Annotated in this window: 13 protein-coding genes; 7 read left to right on the top strand and 6 right to left on the bottom strand. The window is 61.2% G+C overall.

The features are described from left to right. Nucleotides 1-72 precede the first annotated feature (72 nt). Both asd and SM755_RS17015 read left to right on the top strand, forming a co-directional pair. On the top strand, nt 73-1,107 hold the full coding sequence (gene asd, locus SM755_RS17020) for an aspartate-semialdehyde dehydrogenase (RefSeq protein WP_323173713.1): 1,035 nt from the start codon (nt 73-75) through the stop codon (nt 1,105-1,107). A gap of 143 nt (nt 1,108-1,250) precedes the next feature. Beyond that, a complete protein-coding gene (locus SM755_RS17015; protein WP_323173712.1) occupies nt 1,251-1,682 on the top strand; it encodes an ArsR family transcriptional regulator in 432 nt (143 codons plus the stop codon). A 108-nt stretch (nt 1,683-1,790) separates the two neighbouring features. Here the strand turns inward: SM755_RS17015 and SM755_RS17010 are convergent, their stop codons facing one another. Together SM755_RS17010 and SM755_RS17005 are read right to left on the bottom strand one after the other, a co-directional pair. Continuing rightward, nucleotides 1,791-2,219, bottom strand: a complete 429-nt coding sequence (locus SM755_RS17010) for a universal stress protein (RefSeq protein ID WP_323173711.1) — start codon at nt 2,217-2,219, stop codon at nt 1,791-1,793. 215 nt (nt 2,220-2,434) lie between these two features. After that, nucleotides 2,435-3,469, bottom strand: coding sequence for a D-2-hydroxyacid dehydrogenase (locus tag SM755_RS17005; RefSeq protein ID WP_323173710.1), 1,035 nt, complete (start codon nt 3,467-3,469; stop codon nt 2,435-2,437). A gap of 151 nt (nt 3,470-3,620) precedes the next feature. On the opposite strand from SM755_RS17005, the gene SM755_RS17000 reads away from it, so the two are divergent. Together SM755_RS17000 and SM755_RS16995 are read left to right on the top strand one after the other, a co-directional pair. Beyond that, entirely contained in the window at nt 3,621-5,006 is a 1,386-nt protein-coding gene (locus tag SM755_RS17000; RefSeq protein ID WP_323173709.1) for an NAD(P)/FAD-dependent oxidoreductase, read from the top strand. 104 nt (nt 5,007-5,110) lie between these two features. Further along, nucleotides 5,111-6,031 carry a heme-copper oxidase subunit III gene (locus tag SM755_RS16995; protein ID WP_323173708.1) on the top strand — a complete coding sequence of 307 codons (921 nt, stop codon included), beginning with the start codon at nt 5,111-5,113 and terminating at the stop codon, nt 6,029-6,031. 6 nt (nt 6,032-6,037) lie between these two features. On the opposite strand, the gene SM755_RS16990 is transcribed toward SM755_RS16995, so the two are convergent. Next, nucleotides 6,038-6,442 carry a hypothetical protein gene (locus SM755_RS16990; protein WP_323173707.1) on the bottom strand — a complete coding sequence of 135 codons (405 nt, stop codon included), beginning with the start codon at nt 6,440-6,442 and terminating at the stop codon, nt 6,038-6,040. Between the two features lie 208 nt (nt 6,443-6,650). On the opposite strand from SM755_RS16990, the gene SM755_RS16985 reads away from it, so the two are divergent. Beyond that, nucleotides 6,651-7,511, top strand: coding sequence for a manganese catalase family protein (locus SM755_RS16985; protein ID WP_323173706.1), 861 nt, complete (start codon nt 6,651-6,653; stop codon nt 7,509-7,511). Nucleotides 7,512-7,724: 213 nt separating this feature from the next. Here SM755_RS16985 and SM755_RS16980 read toward each other — a convergent pair whose 3' ends face one another. Continuing rightward, the gene (locus tag SM755_RS16980; RefSeq protein WP_323173705.1) at nt 7,725-8,303 is read right to left on the bottom strand and encodes a hypothetical protein; all 579 of its coding nucleotides are present in this window, start codon (nt 8,301-8,303) and stop codon (nt 7,725-7,727) included. Then, nucleotides 8,300-10,582 (bottom strand): DUF6789 family protein, encoded by a 2,283-nt coding sequence (locus tag SM755_RS16975; RefSeq protein WP_323173704.1) that lies wholly within the window; start codon nt 10,580-10,582, stop codon nt 8,300-8,302. Before SM755_RS16975 ends, SM755_RS16980 begins: the two co-directional genes overlap by 4 nt. Before the next feature lie 218 nt (nt 10,583-10,800). Between SM755_RS16975 and coxB the strand changes: the two genes are divergently transcribed. Next, nucleotides 10,801-11,574, top strand: a complete 774-nt coding sequence (gene coxB, locus SM755_RS16970; RefSeq protein ID WP_323173703.1) for a cytochrome c oxidase subunit II — start codon at nt 10,801-10,803, stop codon at nt 11,572-11,574. 415 nt (nt 11,575-11,989) lie between these two features. Then, a complete protein-coding gene (locus tag SM755_RS16965; protein WP_323173702.1) occupies nt 11,990-13,156 on the top strand; it encodes an NAD(P)/FAD-dependent oxidoreductase in 1,167 nt (388 codons plus the stop codon). A gap of 152 nt (nt 13,157-13,308) precedes the next feature. On the opposite strand, the gene SM755_RS16960 is transcribed toward SM755_RS16965, so the two are convergent. After that, the gene (locus SM755_RS16960; protein ID WP_323173701.1) at nt 13,309-13,737 is read right to left on the bottom strand and encodes a hypothetical protein; all 429 of its coding nucleotides are present in this window, start codon (nt 13,735-13,737) and stop codon (nt 13,309-13,311) included. Nucleotides 13,738-13,995: the final 258 nt, after the last annotated feature.

The raw sequence follows: 13,995 nt of genomic DNA, 5'->3' as shown, positions 1-13,995 counted from the left end.
TAAAAATGGTGATGAGGGCGCATGCGATACGAATCCAAACGGTTTTGCGGCCACGATACACAGTGACACAAAATGGTAGTACGAGTAGGCGTACTCGGCGCGACCGGCGCTGTTGGACAGCGATTGATCCAGCTTCTCGACCCGCACCCCGAGTTCGAACTCGCCGCCCTGACAGCGAGCGATTCGAGCGCCGGCAAGACGTACCGACAGGCCGCAAAGTGGCGCGTCGACAGCCCGATCCCGTCCGATGTCGCGGAGATGACCGTCCAGGCGACCGAACCCGATGCGATCCCGGACGACATCGACTTGCTGTTTTCTTCGCTCCCCTCGAGCGTCGGCGCAGCCGTCGAACCCGGCTTCTGCGAGGCCGGCTACGTCGTCTCGTCGAACTCGTCGAACGGGCGAATGGACGACGACGTGCCGCTTGTTATCCCGGAAATCAACGCCGAACACCTCGATCTCCTCGAAGTCCAGCGCGACGAGCGCGGCTGGGACGGCGCGCTGATCAAGAACCCGAACTGCTCGACGATCACCTTCGTCCCGACGCTCGCCGCGCTAACGGAGTTCGGCCTCGAAAAGGTCCACGTCTCGACTCTGCAGGCCGTTTCCGGAGCCGGCTACGACGGCGTCACCTCGATGGAAATCATCGACAACGCGATCCCATACATCGGCAGCGAGGAGGACAAACTCGAGACCGAATCGCGAAAGCTCCTCGGCGAGTTCGACGGCGCGTCGCTGACCCACAACGACATGGCCGTGTCGGCGTCCTGTAACCGCATCCCGACGATCGACGGCCACCTCGAGAACGTCTGGGTCGAGACCGAAGACGAACTCGACGCGGCGGCCGCCGCCGAAGCGATGGAGGCGTTCCCCTCGCTCGACCTGCACTCCTCACCGGAGCCGCTGATCCACGTCTTCGACGAACCGGACCGGCCACAGCCGCGGATGGACCGTACCGTCGGCGGCGGGATGGCAATTGCAGCGGGCGGGATGCAGGAGACACCCTTCGGGCTGCAGTACAACTGTCTGGCCCACAATACGATCCGCGGAGCTGCCGGTGCGAGCGTGCTGAACGGCGAGTTACTCGCCGAGAACGGCTACTTCTAACGACCGGGTGGCCGGGTTCCCCCGGAACCCATGGTAGCGATCCAAACGCGGGCACAAACGGCGTTTTTGATCGAGTTCGAATACCGGTCTTCCCACGCTATTTTGGCACGGGGCCCAAATAGATACGATGCGAACGGTGAGATATGCTTCCAGTCATCTCCGATCCCGAATCGCTGACCCCGCTTGTCGGTGCAACGGCGGACACGGACGCCGATATCGATATTCTCGCCGATCGCCACCGACGAGCGGTCCTTCGCTATCTCGCGACGCACGACCCGGCGGACCCGGTTCCACTCGCTGATCTCGCGGATTTCGTCGTTCTCGAGACGGACGCGGATGACCAGCGCTCCGGGGTCCTCGCCATGACCGGCGACGCGCTGTTTGGCACCCGAAAACGAGTTCACAGTTCGCTTCGACACAACCACGTCCCGCGGCTCGCAGAGGCTGGGCTGGTCGCGTTCGATCCGGACGCGAACACGGTGGCGCTCCGCGAGGACGGGGAAGCAGTGGCCGAAGAACTCGAGCGAGTCGATGCTGAGAGAGATGCTGCGGAGGACGAGGCGACGATCGCCTGAGCCTGAAGCCTGAGACTGAGCCTGAGAACAGGTGGAGGAAACCGTGACGAGGGGGACGGGGACAGAGACGAAGGCGAGGGCGAAGGAAGTGTACGAGGCGAAAACGAATCAGGAGTTCTGCGGCAGTGCAACGACGGGGACGGACCCGTTCTTTATCAGTTGTCTGGCGACATCGCCGGACAGGAGTTCGGCGATCCGATTGCTTTTTCGAGGGCTGAACACGACGGCTTCTGCGTCCCGTTCAGTTGCGGCCGCAAAGATCGTCTCGGCGATAGCGGTGCCGTAGAGGACCTCGGATTCGATCGTCGCCGGTGAGTCCGCAAGCGGCTTGCGCGCGGCTGTGAAGATTTCGGCGGCGTACTCCTTGCGCTGTTCGGGCGAGGCCTTATCGATCGACCCACCGCCTTTCTCGATGACGTTGACGAGAACGACGCGGCTGCTGTCGGTGAGATGCGGGACGAGTGCTGTCGTCGTCTGCTCGCCGTCGTCGGGATCCGCGACGGGGACGATCACCGTTCCGTCGAAGGTGAGCGTCATCGTCGCCTCCGCGTGCCGGGGGAACGCCACGGGCACTGTTTGCGTCCTCCGCCGAACGCTTCGGGAGCGGCGATAACTGTGGAGTCCATAGTGGCACATCTCGGGAACGGGGCAAAAAAGTATCCGCAGTGGCGTTCGGACGGACGGGACGTGCGGGGACGCGGATGGTCTCGGAACCGATCCCGACCAGCACGAAGAACTCGAGCGGGGTGGCGTTACAGCGAGACCTGATTGACGAGTTCGTCGCGGCCGGCGGTGTAGCGCCGGACGTTTTCGGCGACGATATCGGCGAGACGGTCGTAGTAGGCCGGCGTGTGGCCGGCGTTGTGGGGGGTGAGCTGGACGTTGTCGAACGTCCACAGCGGGTGGTCCTCAGGGAGTGGTTCGGGGTCAGTAACGTCGAGGGAGGCACCGCGGATCGCTCCCGACCGAAGCGCGCTCACCAGTGCGTCGGTGTCGACGACGGGGCCCCTGGCGATATTGACCAGGACGGCTTCGGGATCGATCGTGACCAGTTCCTCGGTGCCGATCAGGCCGCGCGTCGTCTCCGTGAGCGGGCAGGCCAGGACGAGGTAGTCGGTTCTTGCGAGGGCGTCGTCGAACGCATCGCCTTCGAAGCCGACGACCTCGTCCGTCGGGCCGCCCTTCTCGGGCGAGTAGCGCACGCCGATCGTCTCGACGCCGAACGGGTCGAGGCGGTCGCAGACGGCCTGGCCGATCGCTCCCAGTCCGACGACCGTCACCGTCGATCCCTGGAGTTCGTGGGCCTTGTAGTGGCGCCACTCCCGGCGGCGCTGTCTGCGCGCGCCGACGTGAAACCGCCGCGTGAATCCAAGGATCGCCCCCAGGACGTGCTCGGCGATATTCGGCCCGTGGACGCCCGATGCGTTCGTCACCGTGACACCCCGCTCCGAGAGTTCGTCGAGCGGGAGGTGGCCGGTGCCGGCGTACGCGCATGCAAAGACATCGAGGTCCTCGGCGCGGTCGAGCAGGTCGCTGTCGAGCATCATGCCGGTGACGAACGCGGCAGAGCGGATGGCCTCGCGTTCGGCGGCGGGCGTTCGGGCGAGCGAGACGGTGTGGTCCGGGAGTCGGTCACGGAGCGCACCGGCGTACTGTTCGACGGGGACGCCGTGGGTCCCCTTGCGGAGGACGAGCACGTCCGGTTCGGTTTCGGTAGTCGTCTCGTCCGTGCGTCCACCCTCGTCGGTACTCCCGGGACGGTCGTCGCGTCCATCGCTCGAGTTCATACTCATAGACGTGCCCTCGTGTGGAACGGTCAAAAACGTTGACGGCGTGCGGGCACTGGCACCCGCTGTCCGCGAACGCGTCGTCGCACGCAGTCCGTTCCAGACGCGAAATACAGGTACTTTAATACGGGCCACTGATTCCACACGGAGTATGGAACGCGTTGAGGTTGCGGTCGTCGGTGGCGGTCCCGCAGGTGCCACCGCCGCCGAACGGGCCGCCGCACACGGAGCCGAGACGGTCCTCTTCGAGCAGGGAGTGCCCCGCGAAGACCGCGAGGGGCTCGGACCGGACTCGACCGACGCCGCCGGAATGCTCGACTACTGGATCGACATCATGGACTTCGACTACGCGGAGATCCCGGACGATGTCGTCCTCCAAGAACTCGAGGGAACCGAGTTCGTCGGACCGAACAGCGCCGTCGAGTTGACGACGACGGGAATGGACGCCAGCTATCCGAAGTTCGGCTACACATTCCACCGAGCGCGGATGGACGACTGGCTCTACGAGCGCGCGACCGACGCGGGGGCCGACCTGCGCGTGGGAACCGGCGTTTCGGATCTGGAGACGGATCTCCGTTCGTCGAGCCCGAAGGGACCGACGCACACGTTGGCGCTTTCGAACGGCGACCGGATCGAAGCCCAGTACGTCGTCCTCGCCGATGGCCCACAGCGCCGCATTACGCTCGAGGCACTGGATCAGTTCACGCCGCCGGGGCGAAGCATCGCCGACGCGCTCTCGCCGCCGACGGCGAACCACATCGCCTACCAGGAGTATCGGGAGTTCCCCGAAGAGCTGTTCGACTCGGACTGGCTCAAATTCTGGTGGGGATACATGCCGGGCGAAACCGCCTATCCGTGGGTGTTCCCCAACGACGGCACCGTCGCCCGCGTCGGGCTGACGATGCCGATCGGCATGGAACTCGACGACGTCGACAACCCCGCGTCCTACGCGCTACTCGACTCCTCGGACGAGCGCCTTCCGTCGGGCTCGGAGTATATCACCCGCCTCTTAGAGCACGAGTTCGGCGACGAGTACGACATCGAGTCGGACATGCCGATCGTCGAGGACCGCGGCAAGTCGACGGGCACCGAAACGTACCCGATCTCCTCGACGCGCCCGATCGACTCGCCCGTCGGCGCGAACATCGCCGTGGCCGGCGGCGCGATGGGGACGACCTCCGCCTTCCACGAAGGCGGGTATCACGTCGCCGTCCGCACCGGCAAAATCGCCGGCCGTCTCGCCGCGACGGACTCGCTCGAGCACTACAACGATGTCTGGAAGCGCGCTATCGGGGACGAGATCCGCCGAAACGTCGCCTTCGCCGACATCGTCGCGGATTACGAACCCGACGACTGGGACCGAGCGTTCGATATCGTCACCGACATGCAGGGTGGCAGCGGCGAAAACGTCCTGCTCAACCGAACCTACGCGGCCGGTATCGGCGCGAGTAAGCTCCTCATCTCGTACAAAAAACGCAAGTTCGCCTACCGCAACGACGCGTACGTGCAGTTCGACGCGGACGACTATCTCTACTGACTCCCGGCTTCGAACTTCTGATTTCCGACTCAACCAGCGCCACCACCGCTCCCGGCCTGCCCCTACGCGGGAGTCTTTTTCGGGATCGACGTAGAAGCAGGTGTATGGATTCTGGTGGACACACCGATCCGCCCACAGACAACACCGCTCGAGCAGACGGCTCGGGCCACCACGTTCCAGACGGACAGGCACCCGAAGAGTACGGCGACCACCGCGGCCACGGGGACCACGAGCACGACGACCCCGAACACGACCACCGGAGCCGCTGGCCGTTCATCGCCGCGGCCGGCGCTGCCGCCCTCTACAGCGGCTTCGCACTCTTCATCTTCGGTGCCGAAACCGAACTCGTGCCGCGCCCGATCGGTATCGCCCTCGCCGTCGTTGGCGCGGCCGCACTCCTGGCCGGTATCGGAGGCTGGCTCAATCAGGCGTTTCTGGCACCCGCGCGCGAGCGACAGGAGCCGCACAAGTCTCGGGGGTCGTACATCTCGACCACGATGCTCTTTCTCACGACCGACGTGTCGACGTTCGGCGGCCTGTTCATCTACTACTTCTTTATCAGAGTCGGGACGTGGCCGGCCGCGGAACTCCCCCCGCTGCTCGGCTCGCTCGTGGTCATCAACACCGCACTCCTGGTCACCAGCAGCATCACCCTCCACTACGCTCACGAATCACTCGGCCACGGCAACAGGCGACGCTTTCTCACACTGCTCTGTGCGACGCTCGCGCTCGGCATCGTCTTCCTCGCCGGCCAGGCCTACGAGTACTACGAGTTCATCACCGCGGAGGGTTTTTCCCTCACGAGCGGCATCTTCGGAAGCGCCTTCTTCGGCTTGACCGGACTCCACGGCTTCCACGTCGCACTCGGCATCGGCGGGATCGCCATCCTCTGTTGGCGGGCGCTTCGCGGCTACTACGGGCCCGACCGCGATACCTCTATTGCGACCGTCTCGCTGTACTGGCACTTCGTCGACGCCGTCTGGCTGTTCCTCGTGGTCGTGCTCTACGTCGGCGCCTCGATCTGAGGGGACTCACTCGAAATCACACTCGAGGCCGACGGTGACGACCCCCCGACCAGCAGTTTGCACTGATCGCTCGACGCCGCTGAACTCGAGCGACTGTGCCGGCGCAAGGGTCTCGTTCGGTTCCGTAAAGAGAAAGGCACGATACGACGGTGCATGATCGTACGTGATGACGTTCGTCTGATACGAACGCTCGAAGCGGTCCGGTTGCCAGTCGAGTTCGGATGCGGCGACTGTGACTCGGCTCCCGGGGCGAAACTGATAGGGGAGGAGCAGTCCGTGATCGACGGGTTCCCGAGATGTCGAGTCGGTACGTGCGCTCGCGCCCGACGTTCCCAACAGCGCACCCGTCGAGACGGCACCGCATTTGACGAACGTGCGTCGCGCCATCGACCATTGCGTATTCTCGCTCATGCGCTGGTCCCCGACCAGCAGCGTCGATATAATCGTTTGGCATGACGACACAACGACTCCGAGAAACGTACCGCCGAGAAACGTACCGAGACGATTACAATTGCCACCGGCGCTGACTACCCAGCTACAGGAGGATTCCAGGCACCGATACGTTCAGTCTCGTCCGCAACAGAGATTTATCCCGCCGGCGCTGGGCAGGGACCAGTGGATGTTCTTCCAAGAACCTGAACTCCAGTATGAGGTTACCGTCGAACAACCGGATCCGCACTTCGCAAAACTCCTCCAGCAAGCGATCGGCGGGCAGGAAGGGGAGATGCGCGTTGCCATGCAGTACATGTTCCAGGCCTGGGCGCTCCCGGAAGGCTACGAAGAGTATCGCAACCTGCTGATGGAGACCGCCGCCGAAGAACTCGGTCACATCGAGATGCTCGCAACCGCCGTGACGAAGAACCTGCGCGGGTCGCCGAAACAGATGAGCGAGGATGCACAGGAGACCGCGGCAACGGCCGCCGCGATGACCGGGCAGAATCCGCGGCAGTTCCTCTCGGCCGGTCAGTCCGCGATGCCGGTCGATAGTAACGGCGTCCCCTTCACCGGCGGCTACATCGCCGCATCGGGTAACCTCGCCGGCGATCTCTACGCGAACGTGATGGCCGAGGCGACCGGGCGCACCCTCGCAACCCGCCTCTGGGAGTACACCGACGACCCCGGCATGAAGGACATGCTGTCCTACCTCATCGCACGGGACACGATGCACCAGAACCAGTGGCTGCGCGCGCTGGAGACGCTCGATGATCCCGTGCCGGTCCCTGCAAGTTTCCCACAAAAACAGGAGAACCAGGAGTTCAACTACACGTTTATCTCGACCAGACGGGAAGAACAACCCGATCCCGGCTATCCGTGGACGCAGGGCGAGTCGCCGGACGGAATGGGGGAGTTCTCCTACGCTGCCGAACAGCCGGGTGACGGTGAGGTCATCGCCCCACAGCCCGATCCGATGACGAACGACGAACCGAATCGGACGAGCGAGTCGGACGATTCGGATGACTCGACCACGTCGGGCAAATAGCCACCGTCGTTGAGATTTCCTGCTGTAGAACCGGCTATCCGAGAGCCGACGGTTGGGAGCCATCGTTCATCGTTCGGTCGACTGCCATCGTCCGGGATGCGTTCGGCGAACGGTCAGCGTGCAACGTGTAGGCTCGTGACCGGGTGACGAAAATACGAGAACGCGAGAACACGAAAATACGAGAATACGAAAACAGAAGCACGGCGGCGATCACTACGGCTGGTCGCGTTGCATTCGCTCCTCGAACCCAGCCATCCTCCGGTAGATCGGCGGCGTCAAGACGCCCAGAATCCCGACGAGAATTGCGATTCCACCGATCGGGAACAACAGCGGCTGAACCTCGAGACAGGAGTTCTGGGAGGTGATCTGAACGTAGTACTCCTCGCCCTCGTACTCGACGAGTACCCCCTCGAGAAACGCTTCTCGGTTCTGGATGTCTCCCTCGATTTTCGCTTCCTGTAGCGGGCTCTCGATCGCCTCTTCGAGAGCTTCCTGTTCGGCCGTCGTGAGTTCTGCTGCTGGAAGCGTCTCGATAGTGTCCGGGACCCCATCGTATTCGTCGACGTGAGTCGCCGTGATCGTGGGGTCTCCGCAGAGGCCGACACCGTCCTGAATCACGACGTATCCGCCGACGATCGACAGCGGAAGCCCGATTGCGATTAGAAGGACGCCAAGAAAGGGCGCAGCGTAGGTCAGTAACAGCGATTCGGACGCTATCGTCGGTTCAGACGGTCCCGTGTCAGTAGCGGACGAGTCGTCCGTCTCGGCGGACACGTCGTCACCGCCGCTCATTCGTTCTCGGCCTCCGTCGACGGACGCCGTTGTCGACCGCCGAGATACGTGATCGTTCCCGCGAGTCCCAGCCCGTAGATCCAGTGTGAGAGGATCACGAAGATGAGGTACGTAACAAGCTCAAGGCCGGTCTGTCCGGTATAGAAGGCGATCGCGAAGCCAGATGCGATAACCGTCGCGTACCACAGCCCCGTCACGAACGTGAGTTCACCCGGGAGATATTCCCCCAGCGAGAGGAACAACAGCGGCCAGACCGTCATCCCCGCAAAGAGGAACAGCGCGTAGCCGAGTCCGATGTTCGCCGGTAACCCGACGAGCGTCGCGAGGTCCGCGAACGTCGCGAGATCGAACACACCCAGGGCGACTGCCAGCAGGAGCATCCCCGACATGAGCACGGTCCCGAAGAGGCCGCCGGCCGCGCCTGCTCCCGCGTCGTTCGCGACGGTTCGTGCGACCGGCTTGATCCGACTGTAGATCGAGAGTGGCCGGTCCTTCGCGGGCACGTAGGACGGTCGGGTCTCGTCGGGCTCGGTTGGAGCCACGCCGCGCTTTCGCTCGAGGCGGTCCTCGAACCACTGCCACTCGGGCGTGAACTGTTCGGTCGCTTTCAGGTCCCACGGATCGGCGGTCTCGACCGGCTTCCCCTGGAAATACGACCAGATCATATTATAGATCCACATGAGAACGCTAATACCGATGATGAAGGCCCCCACGGTCGCGACGATCTGCAGTCCCGAGTACTCCGCCGGATAGGTCGCGTACCGACGAGGCAACTCGAGAAACCCAAGCGCCATCAGCGTCAAGAACGTGAGTGCAGAGCCGACAACAAGTAACGATGATTGGAAAATCGCCAGCCGACGATCGTACATGCGACCCGTGATCAGGGGATACCAGTAATAACTCGCAGCGAACATCATCAGCGGGATGATCCCCATGACGATGAGGTGGAAGTGGCCGACGACATAATAGGTCCCGTGATAGATGATATCCACGGGAATAACGGCCAGGAAGATGCCCGTGACACCGCCGACGATAAACAGCCCGATCGAGCTAATACAGAGAATCGTCGGCGCAGCCAGCCTCACATCGCCGTTCCATATCGTCGTGATCCAGTTGAATACCTTGATCGCACTCGGCACGGCAATCGCAATTGAAGTCGCCATGAAACTCGCCCGAACGCGCGGATCGACTCCGGTCGTAAACATGTGATGCGCCCAGACGCCGAACGAGAGGACGCCGATCGCGATCGTCGAATAGACGATGAACTTGAATCCGAACAACTTTCGACCGACGAACTTCGGCAGTATCAGGCTCATCAACCCGGTCGCCGGAAGGAAAATGATATACACCTCCGGATGCCCCCAGAACCAGAACAGGTGCTGCCACAGAAGCGGCCCACCGCCCTCGATCGCGTAGAACGTCGTCCCAAAGTTCCTGTCAAACAGCAGCATTAAGACAGCCGTCCCGAGCAGCGGAAACGCGAAGACGATGATCGAACTCGTGACGAGCATATTCCACGAGAAAATATCGAGGTTCGCCCAGCCGATCGACTCGTCGCGCTCGTAGATGATCGTCGTGATGAAGTTGATCGCACCGATCGTGGTAGCGATGCCACTCAGATGGAGGCCTAACAGGAGGAAATTCGTCTGTGGATTCGGATCCAGTGATAAGGGCGGATACATCGTCCAGCCGATCGCTGGCTCCTGAAACGCCAGCAAGACGGACAACAGGTCGCGCGGAACGACGACCGCGAGTATCGACCCTGTCACTTCGGCAACGATGCCCAGCCGCGCAAGCAAAAGCGATGGCGGCAACAACCAGAATCCGATCGCGTTGAGCCGCGGAAACGCCATGTCGTCGGCTCCAATCAACAACGGCAGGAAGTAGTTCCCGATCCCGAAAAACACCGGCGCGACGAAGAAAATGAGCATCGTCAGCCCGTGCATCGTGAACAGTTCGTTGTACGTCTGTTCAGTCCAGAGATTCGCCGCCGGTGTCAGCAGATGCGTGCGGATCATCATCGCGTCGATTCCACCCCAAATAGCCGCCACGGTGCCGAACGCGATGTACAGCAATCCGATCTCGCGATGATTCGTCGTCGTCGTCCACCGAACAGCAGCCGCTTTCACGTCCGCGAGACCGAACTGGCGCGACCGACCCACAGCATAGCCGCCGTCCGGCGACGGCTCGGCTCGCAGCCGCTGTGCCAGAAGGACAACCAGAAGACAACCGACGATGATAGCGCCAAACAACGATACTTCCACGAGTGCACGGTTCATCGTCGCTTGTCCCCCCTCCTGTACCGACTACACTGCCCGACATCCTGCATACGGGTGTCGTCACCATCAATCCCAATAAAGATGAATTCCTCTAACCGTGAGTTTCTGTACAACTTATATCTCCGCTCTCGGTCACTCTCTTTCGTACTTATCTGATATCGTTACAGTTCACTGAGCTATGCAGGACGTATATCAGCCTGGTTGTCGAATCCCCACCAATGAGTAGCCGCCGACGAACGATCGTCGCACTCGCCATCGCGGCGCTCTCGAACCTCGTACTGGCCGGCACAGTCGCTGCACAGTCAGAAAACCGAGAACTTATCGACGGCCTCGAGTACCAACTGCTCTACGTCGCCCTCCCGCTTACCCTGTTCGTCCTCATGATCCTCGTCTATGCGGCCGTCAAGTTCCACGACAACGACGACCCCGAGCCGACCACAGAAGACCCCGCCCTCGAAATTACCTGGACCGCCGCAACAGCAATTATTCTGCTGTTCGTCGGCCTCTCCGGTTACAGCGTTCTCGTCAACCCGTACGTCTCTCCCTCACAGGCGATCGGGGGGGATACCAGCGGCCAAGAGACGATCGAATCGTTCGACGACCTCCCCGACACCGGCGACGAAGAAATTTACGTTCAGAGTTACCAATGGTCATGGGAAGCCAGCTACCCCGACTCCAACATCACGACCGAAAATGAACTCGTGATACCCGCCGATGAGAACGTGACGATCTGGCTCACCAGTGACGACGTTATTCACTCGCTGTTCGTTCCCGATCTAGGTATCAAACAAGACGCGTTCCCCGGCGACTACACCCGCGCCCGAACAATCGCCGAACCCGGCCGCTATGACGCCGTCTGCGCCGAGTTCTGCGGTGCTGGTCACTCGCGGATGGACGCTGACGTCATCGTCGTCGAACCTGAAACCTACGACCAGTGGATCGAAGAACACGACGGCGAGGGGACCGTCACCGACACACCGGAACCCGAGTGAAAACAGCAGGCGCTCGACCGACACTCATCACCGAACTCGTCGAACGAGCATGTAAGAGTTAAACGATGCAGGCACTTAGACCACCTACGTGCCTTTAGTCCCCGTCCGAGCAAACCCATTCGGGTGCGATGACAGTACGGCGAACCCGGGCACGTGACAGCAGCATCTGGAGGATGCCACGACTTCTGGCGTTCTCTCACCCGGCACGAGGGTTAGCCAGCCGACGCGGCACGCCGCCACGGGATGAGGCTGGACGTTAGTGTTCCGGGTGACACGTTTCAAATCTGACCGAATAGTATACCGGATAGCTTTGTATGGCGACTTCTCGGTACGGCCATCCGACACGAGACGCTACCAGCACTATCCTCATCGATTCTCAAACGGGCTTTTTATCGCTCTCTGTGGAACGGTGCCTATGACCGACAACCCAGCACACGAGGAGTTCGACGTCATCGTCGTCGGGGGCGGACCGGCCGGACTCAGCGCTGCTCTGTACTGTACGCGCCTCGGCAATCAAACGGCACTCATTAACCGCGGCGGCGGCCGTGCCGCAATGATGCAGGACGTCCACAACGTCATCGGTATCACCGAGGAAACAACCGGTAACGAACTCCTCTCGACGGGCATTGAACAACTTCGAGAATATGGCTGTACCGTCTACAAAGACGTGATCTCGTCCTGTTCAACGGAAACGCCAGTATCAACATCAGCACCAGAATCAAAATCAGAATCAGCACCCGCTGAGACTCGTTCCGAAAGTGACAGCGAAGACGAAACCGATACCGACACCGACAACGATACCGACACCACAAACCTCAATACGCCCGGCGACACAACCGCTCCGTCACAAATCACCCTCTCCGGTACCGAGACCACCTACATCGCTGATTACGTCGTTCTTGCGACCGGCTTTACCGACGTCCGTCCAGACCCACCACTTCCCCGAACCGGCCGCGGACTCCACTACTGTCTCCACTGTGATGCATACATGTTTATCGACGAACCCGTCTACGTGATGGGGACCTCTGAAAGCGCCGCCCACGTCGCCACAATCATGCTCAACTTCACCGATACCGTCGACCTCCTCACACGCGGTGACCCCCCAACCTGGAGTGACGACACCGACACCGTTCTCAAAAACCATCCAATCGACATCATCCACGAGGACGTTTCCGGCGTCCAGAACGACGCAGACGGATGGCTAACTGCCCTCGAATTCGAAGACGGAACCATCCGCGAATACACCGGCGGCTTCGCAATGTATGGCGCAGACTATAACAACGGCCTCGCAAACGAACTCGGCTGTGAACTCAACGACGACGGCACCGTCGCCGTCGACGACCACGGCCAAACCTCCGTCGAAAACGTCTACGCCGTCGGCGACCTGACACCCGGCCACAATCAGGTCCCCATCGCACTCGCGGACGGAGCCAAAGCCGGCATTTCGATTCACTGGCAACGCAGACCGTTTCCGCGTGATCTCGATCTTCTCGATGAACTCGGACCCGTCCGCGCCGAAGAAGTCCCCGGACTCCCAGATGAACTCCTCGAACGCGCGATCGAATTCCACACCTACGACTAATAGTCGCAGTACCCGCGGCTACAGGACACGGGACCCCACCACTACCCCCTCTCGACAGCACACTAGGGAAGAAACAACCCAACACAGCACAACACAGCACTTACTCCCACAACCACCCACCCTGTATCACTCGTTCCACCACGACACCGACTTCAACGCCCGCCTCCCGATTCCAGATTCGACTCAGCAGTAATCTCCTCTCCATGCCCGATAACAGCCTCATCCCCATCGAAAAACTCACGTGGGCTACTTGCTCCCCCATCCTCCTCCTCAACTGCACTCACCTGTGCCACCACTTCCTGAACTCGTTCGAACCCCGCCGTCGCTCGAACCGTATCCTCCTTCTCTCCGTACTCAACTTCAACCATCCCGTGATCAGCGAGACGCGGCAACTGCTGATGGTGCAACGACATCGCTATCGGCTCCGTCTCCACTCCCTGCTCCCACTCTGCTACCTGTTGCGTAAGCTCGACAACACTCGCAGCATCTCCATCTAAAAAAGAATACATGAGATGTCGGCATCGTGAACTCGACAAAAGCTCGTACACAGTATCGAGTTCAGAACCACTGTGATCTGACATGATATGTGCCTACCAGTTACACCCCGATAAACCTCGCTCCAAATAAATTTGGGACGCGCTTCGATCGCCCTGCTTTCTACTCGATTCGCAAACGGACTCTCAATCTGAACTCGGATCTCTACCGACAGATATCACTATCACCGATAATGAGCGGAAGTTAGCACTCGATGAGTACGCTTATGAAATACAAACTGCCCCACACAGCCGCTGCTGTGTGGGGCAGTTAGTCTGAATATATGAGTGGAGGCGGCGAATCGA

It is taken from the genome of Natrialba sp. PRR66 (assembly GCF_034808065.1).
In the GTDB taxonomy this organism is placed as follows: domain Archaea; phylum Halobacteriota; class Halobacteria; order Halobacteriales; family Natrialbaceae; genus Natrialba; species Natrialba aegyptia.
The sequence above is the reverse complement of the archived record's forward strand: the minus strand, read 5'-3'. Positions and strand labels throughout refer to the sequence as shown.

Coding starts and splice junctions, on each gene's coding strand:
- SM755_RS17010 (WP_323173711.1), bottom strand. CDS start 2,219: ATGACGCTCACCTTCGACGGAACGGTGATCGTCCCCGTCGCGGATCCC.
- SM755_RS16990 (WP_323173707.1), bottom strand. CDS start 6,442: ATGAGCGAGAATACGCAATGGTCGATGGCGCGACGCACGTTCGTCAAA.
- coxB (WP_323173703.1), top strand. CDS start 10,801: ATGAGTAGCCGCCGACGAACGATCGTCGCACTCGCCATCGCGGCGCTC.
- asd (WP_323173713.1), top strand. CDS start 73: ATGGTAGTACGAGTAGGCGTACTCGGCGCGACCGGCGCTGTTGGACAG.
- SM755_RS16975 (WP_323173704.1), bottom strand. CDS start 10,582: ATGAACCGTGCACTCGTGGAAGTATCGTTGTTTGGCGCTATCATCGTC.
- SM755_RS16995 (WP_323173708.1), top strand. CDS start 5,111: ATGGATTCTGGTGGACACACCGATCCGCCCACAGACAACACCGCTCGA.
- SM755_RS16980 (WP_323173705.1), bottom strand. CDS start 8,303: ATGAGCGGCGGTGACGACGTGTCCGCCGAGACGGACGACTCGTCCGCT.
- SM755_RS17015 (WP_323173712.1), top strand. CDS start 1,251: ATGCTTCCAGTCATCTCCGATCCCGAATCGCTGACCCCGCTTGTCGGT.
- SM755_RS17000 (WP_323173709.1), top strand. CDS start 3,621: ATGGAACGCGTTGAGGTTGCGGTCGTCGGTGGCGGTCCCGCAGGTGCC.
- SM755_RS16960 (WP_323173701.1), bottom strand. CDS start 13,737: ATGTCAGATCACAGTGGTTCTGAACTCGATACTGTGTACGAGCTTTTG.
- SM755_RS17005 (WP_323173710.1), bottom strand. CDS start 3,469: ATGAACTCGAGCGATGGACGCGACGACCGTCCCGGGAGTACCGACGAG.
- SM755_RS16985 (WP_323173706.1), top strand. CDS start 6,651: ATGTTCTTCCAAGAACCTGAACTCCAGTATGAGGTTACCGTCGAACAA.
- SM755_RS16965 (WP_323173702.1), top strand. CDS start 11,990: ATGACCGACAACCCAGCACACGAGGAGTTCGACGTCATCGTCGTCGGG.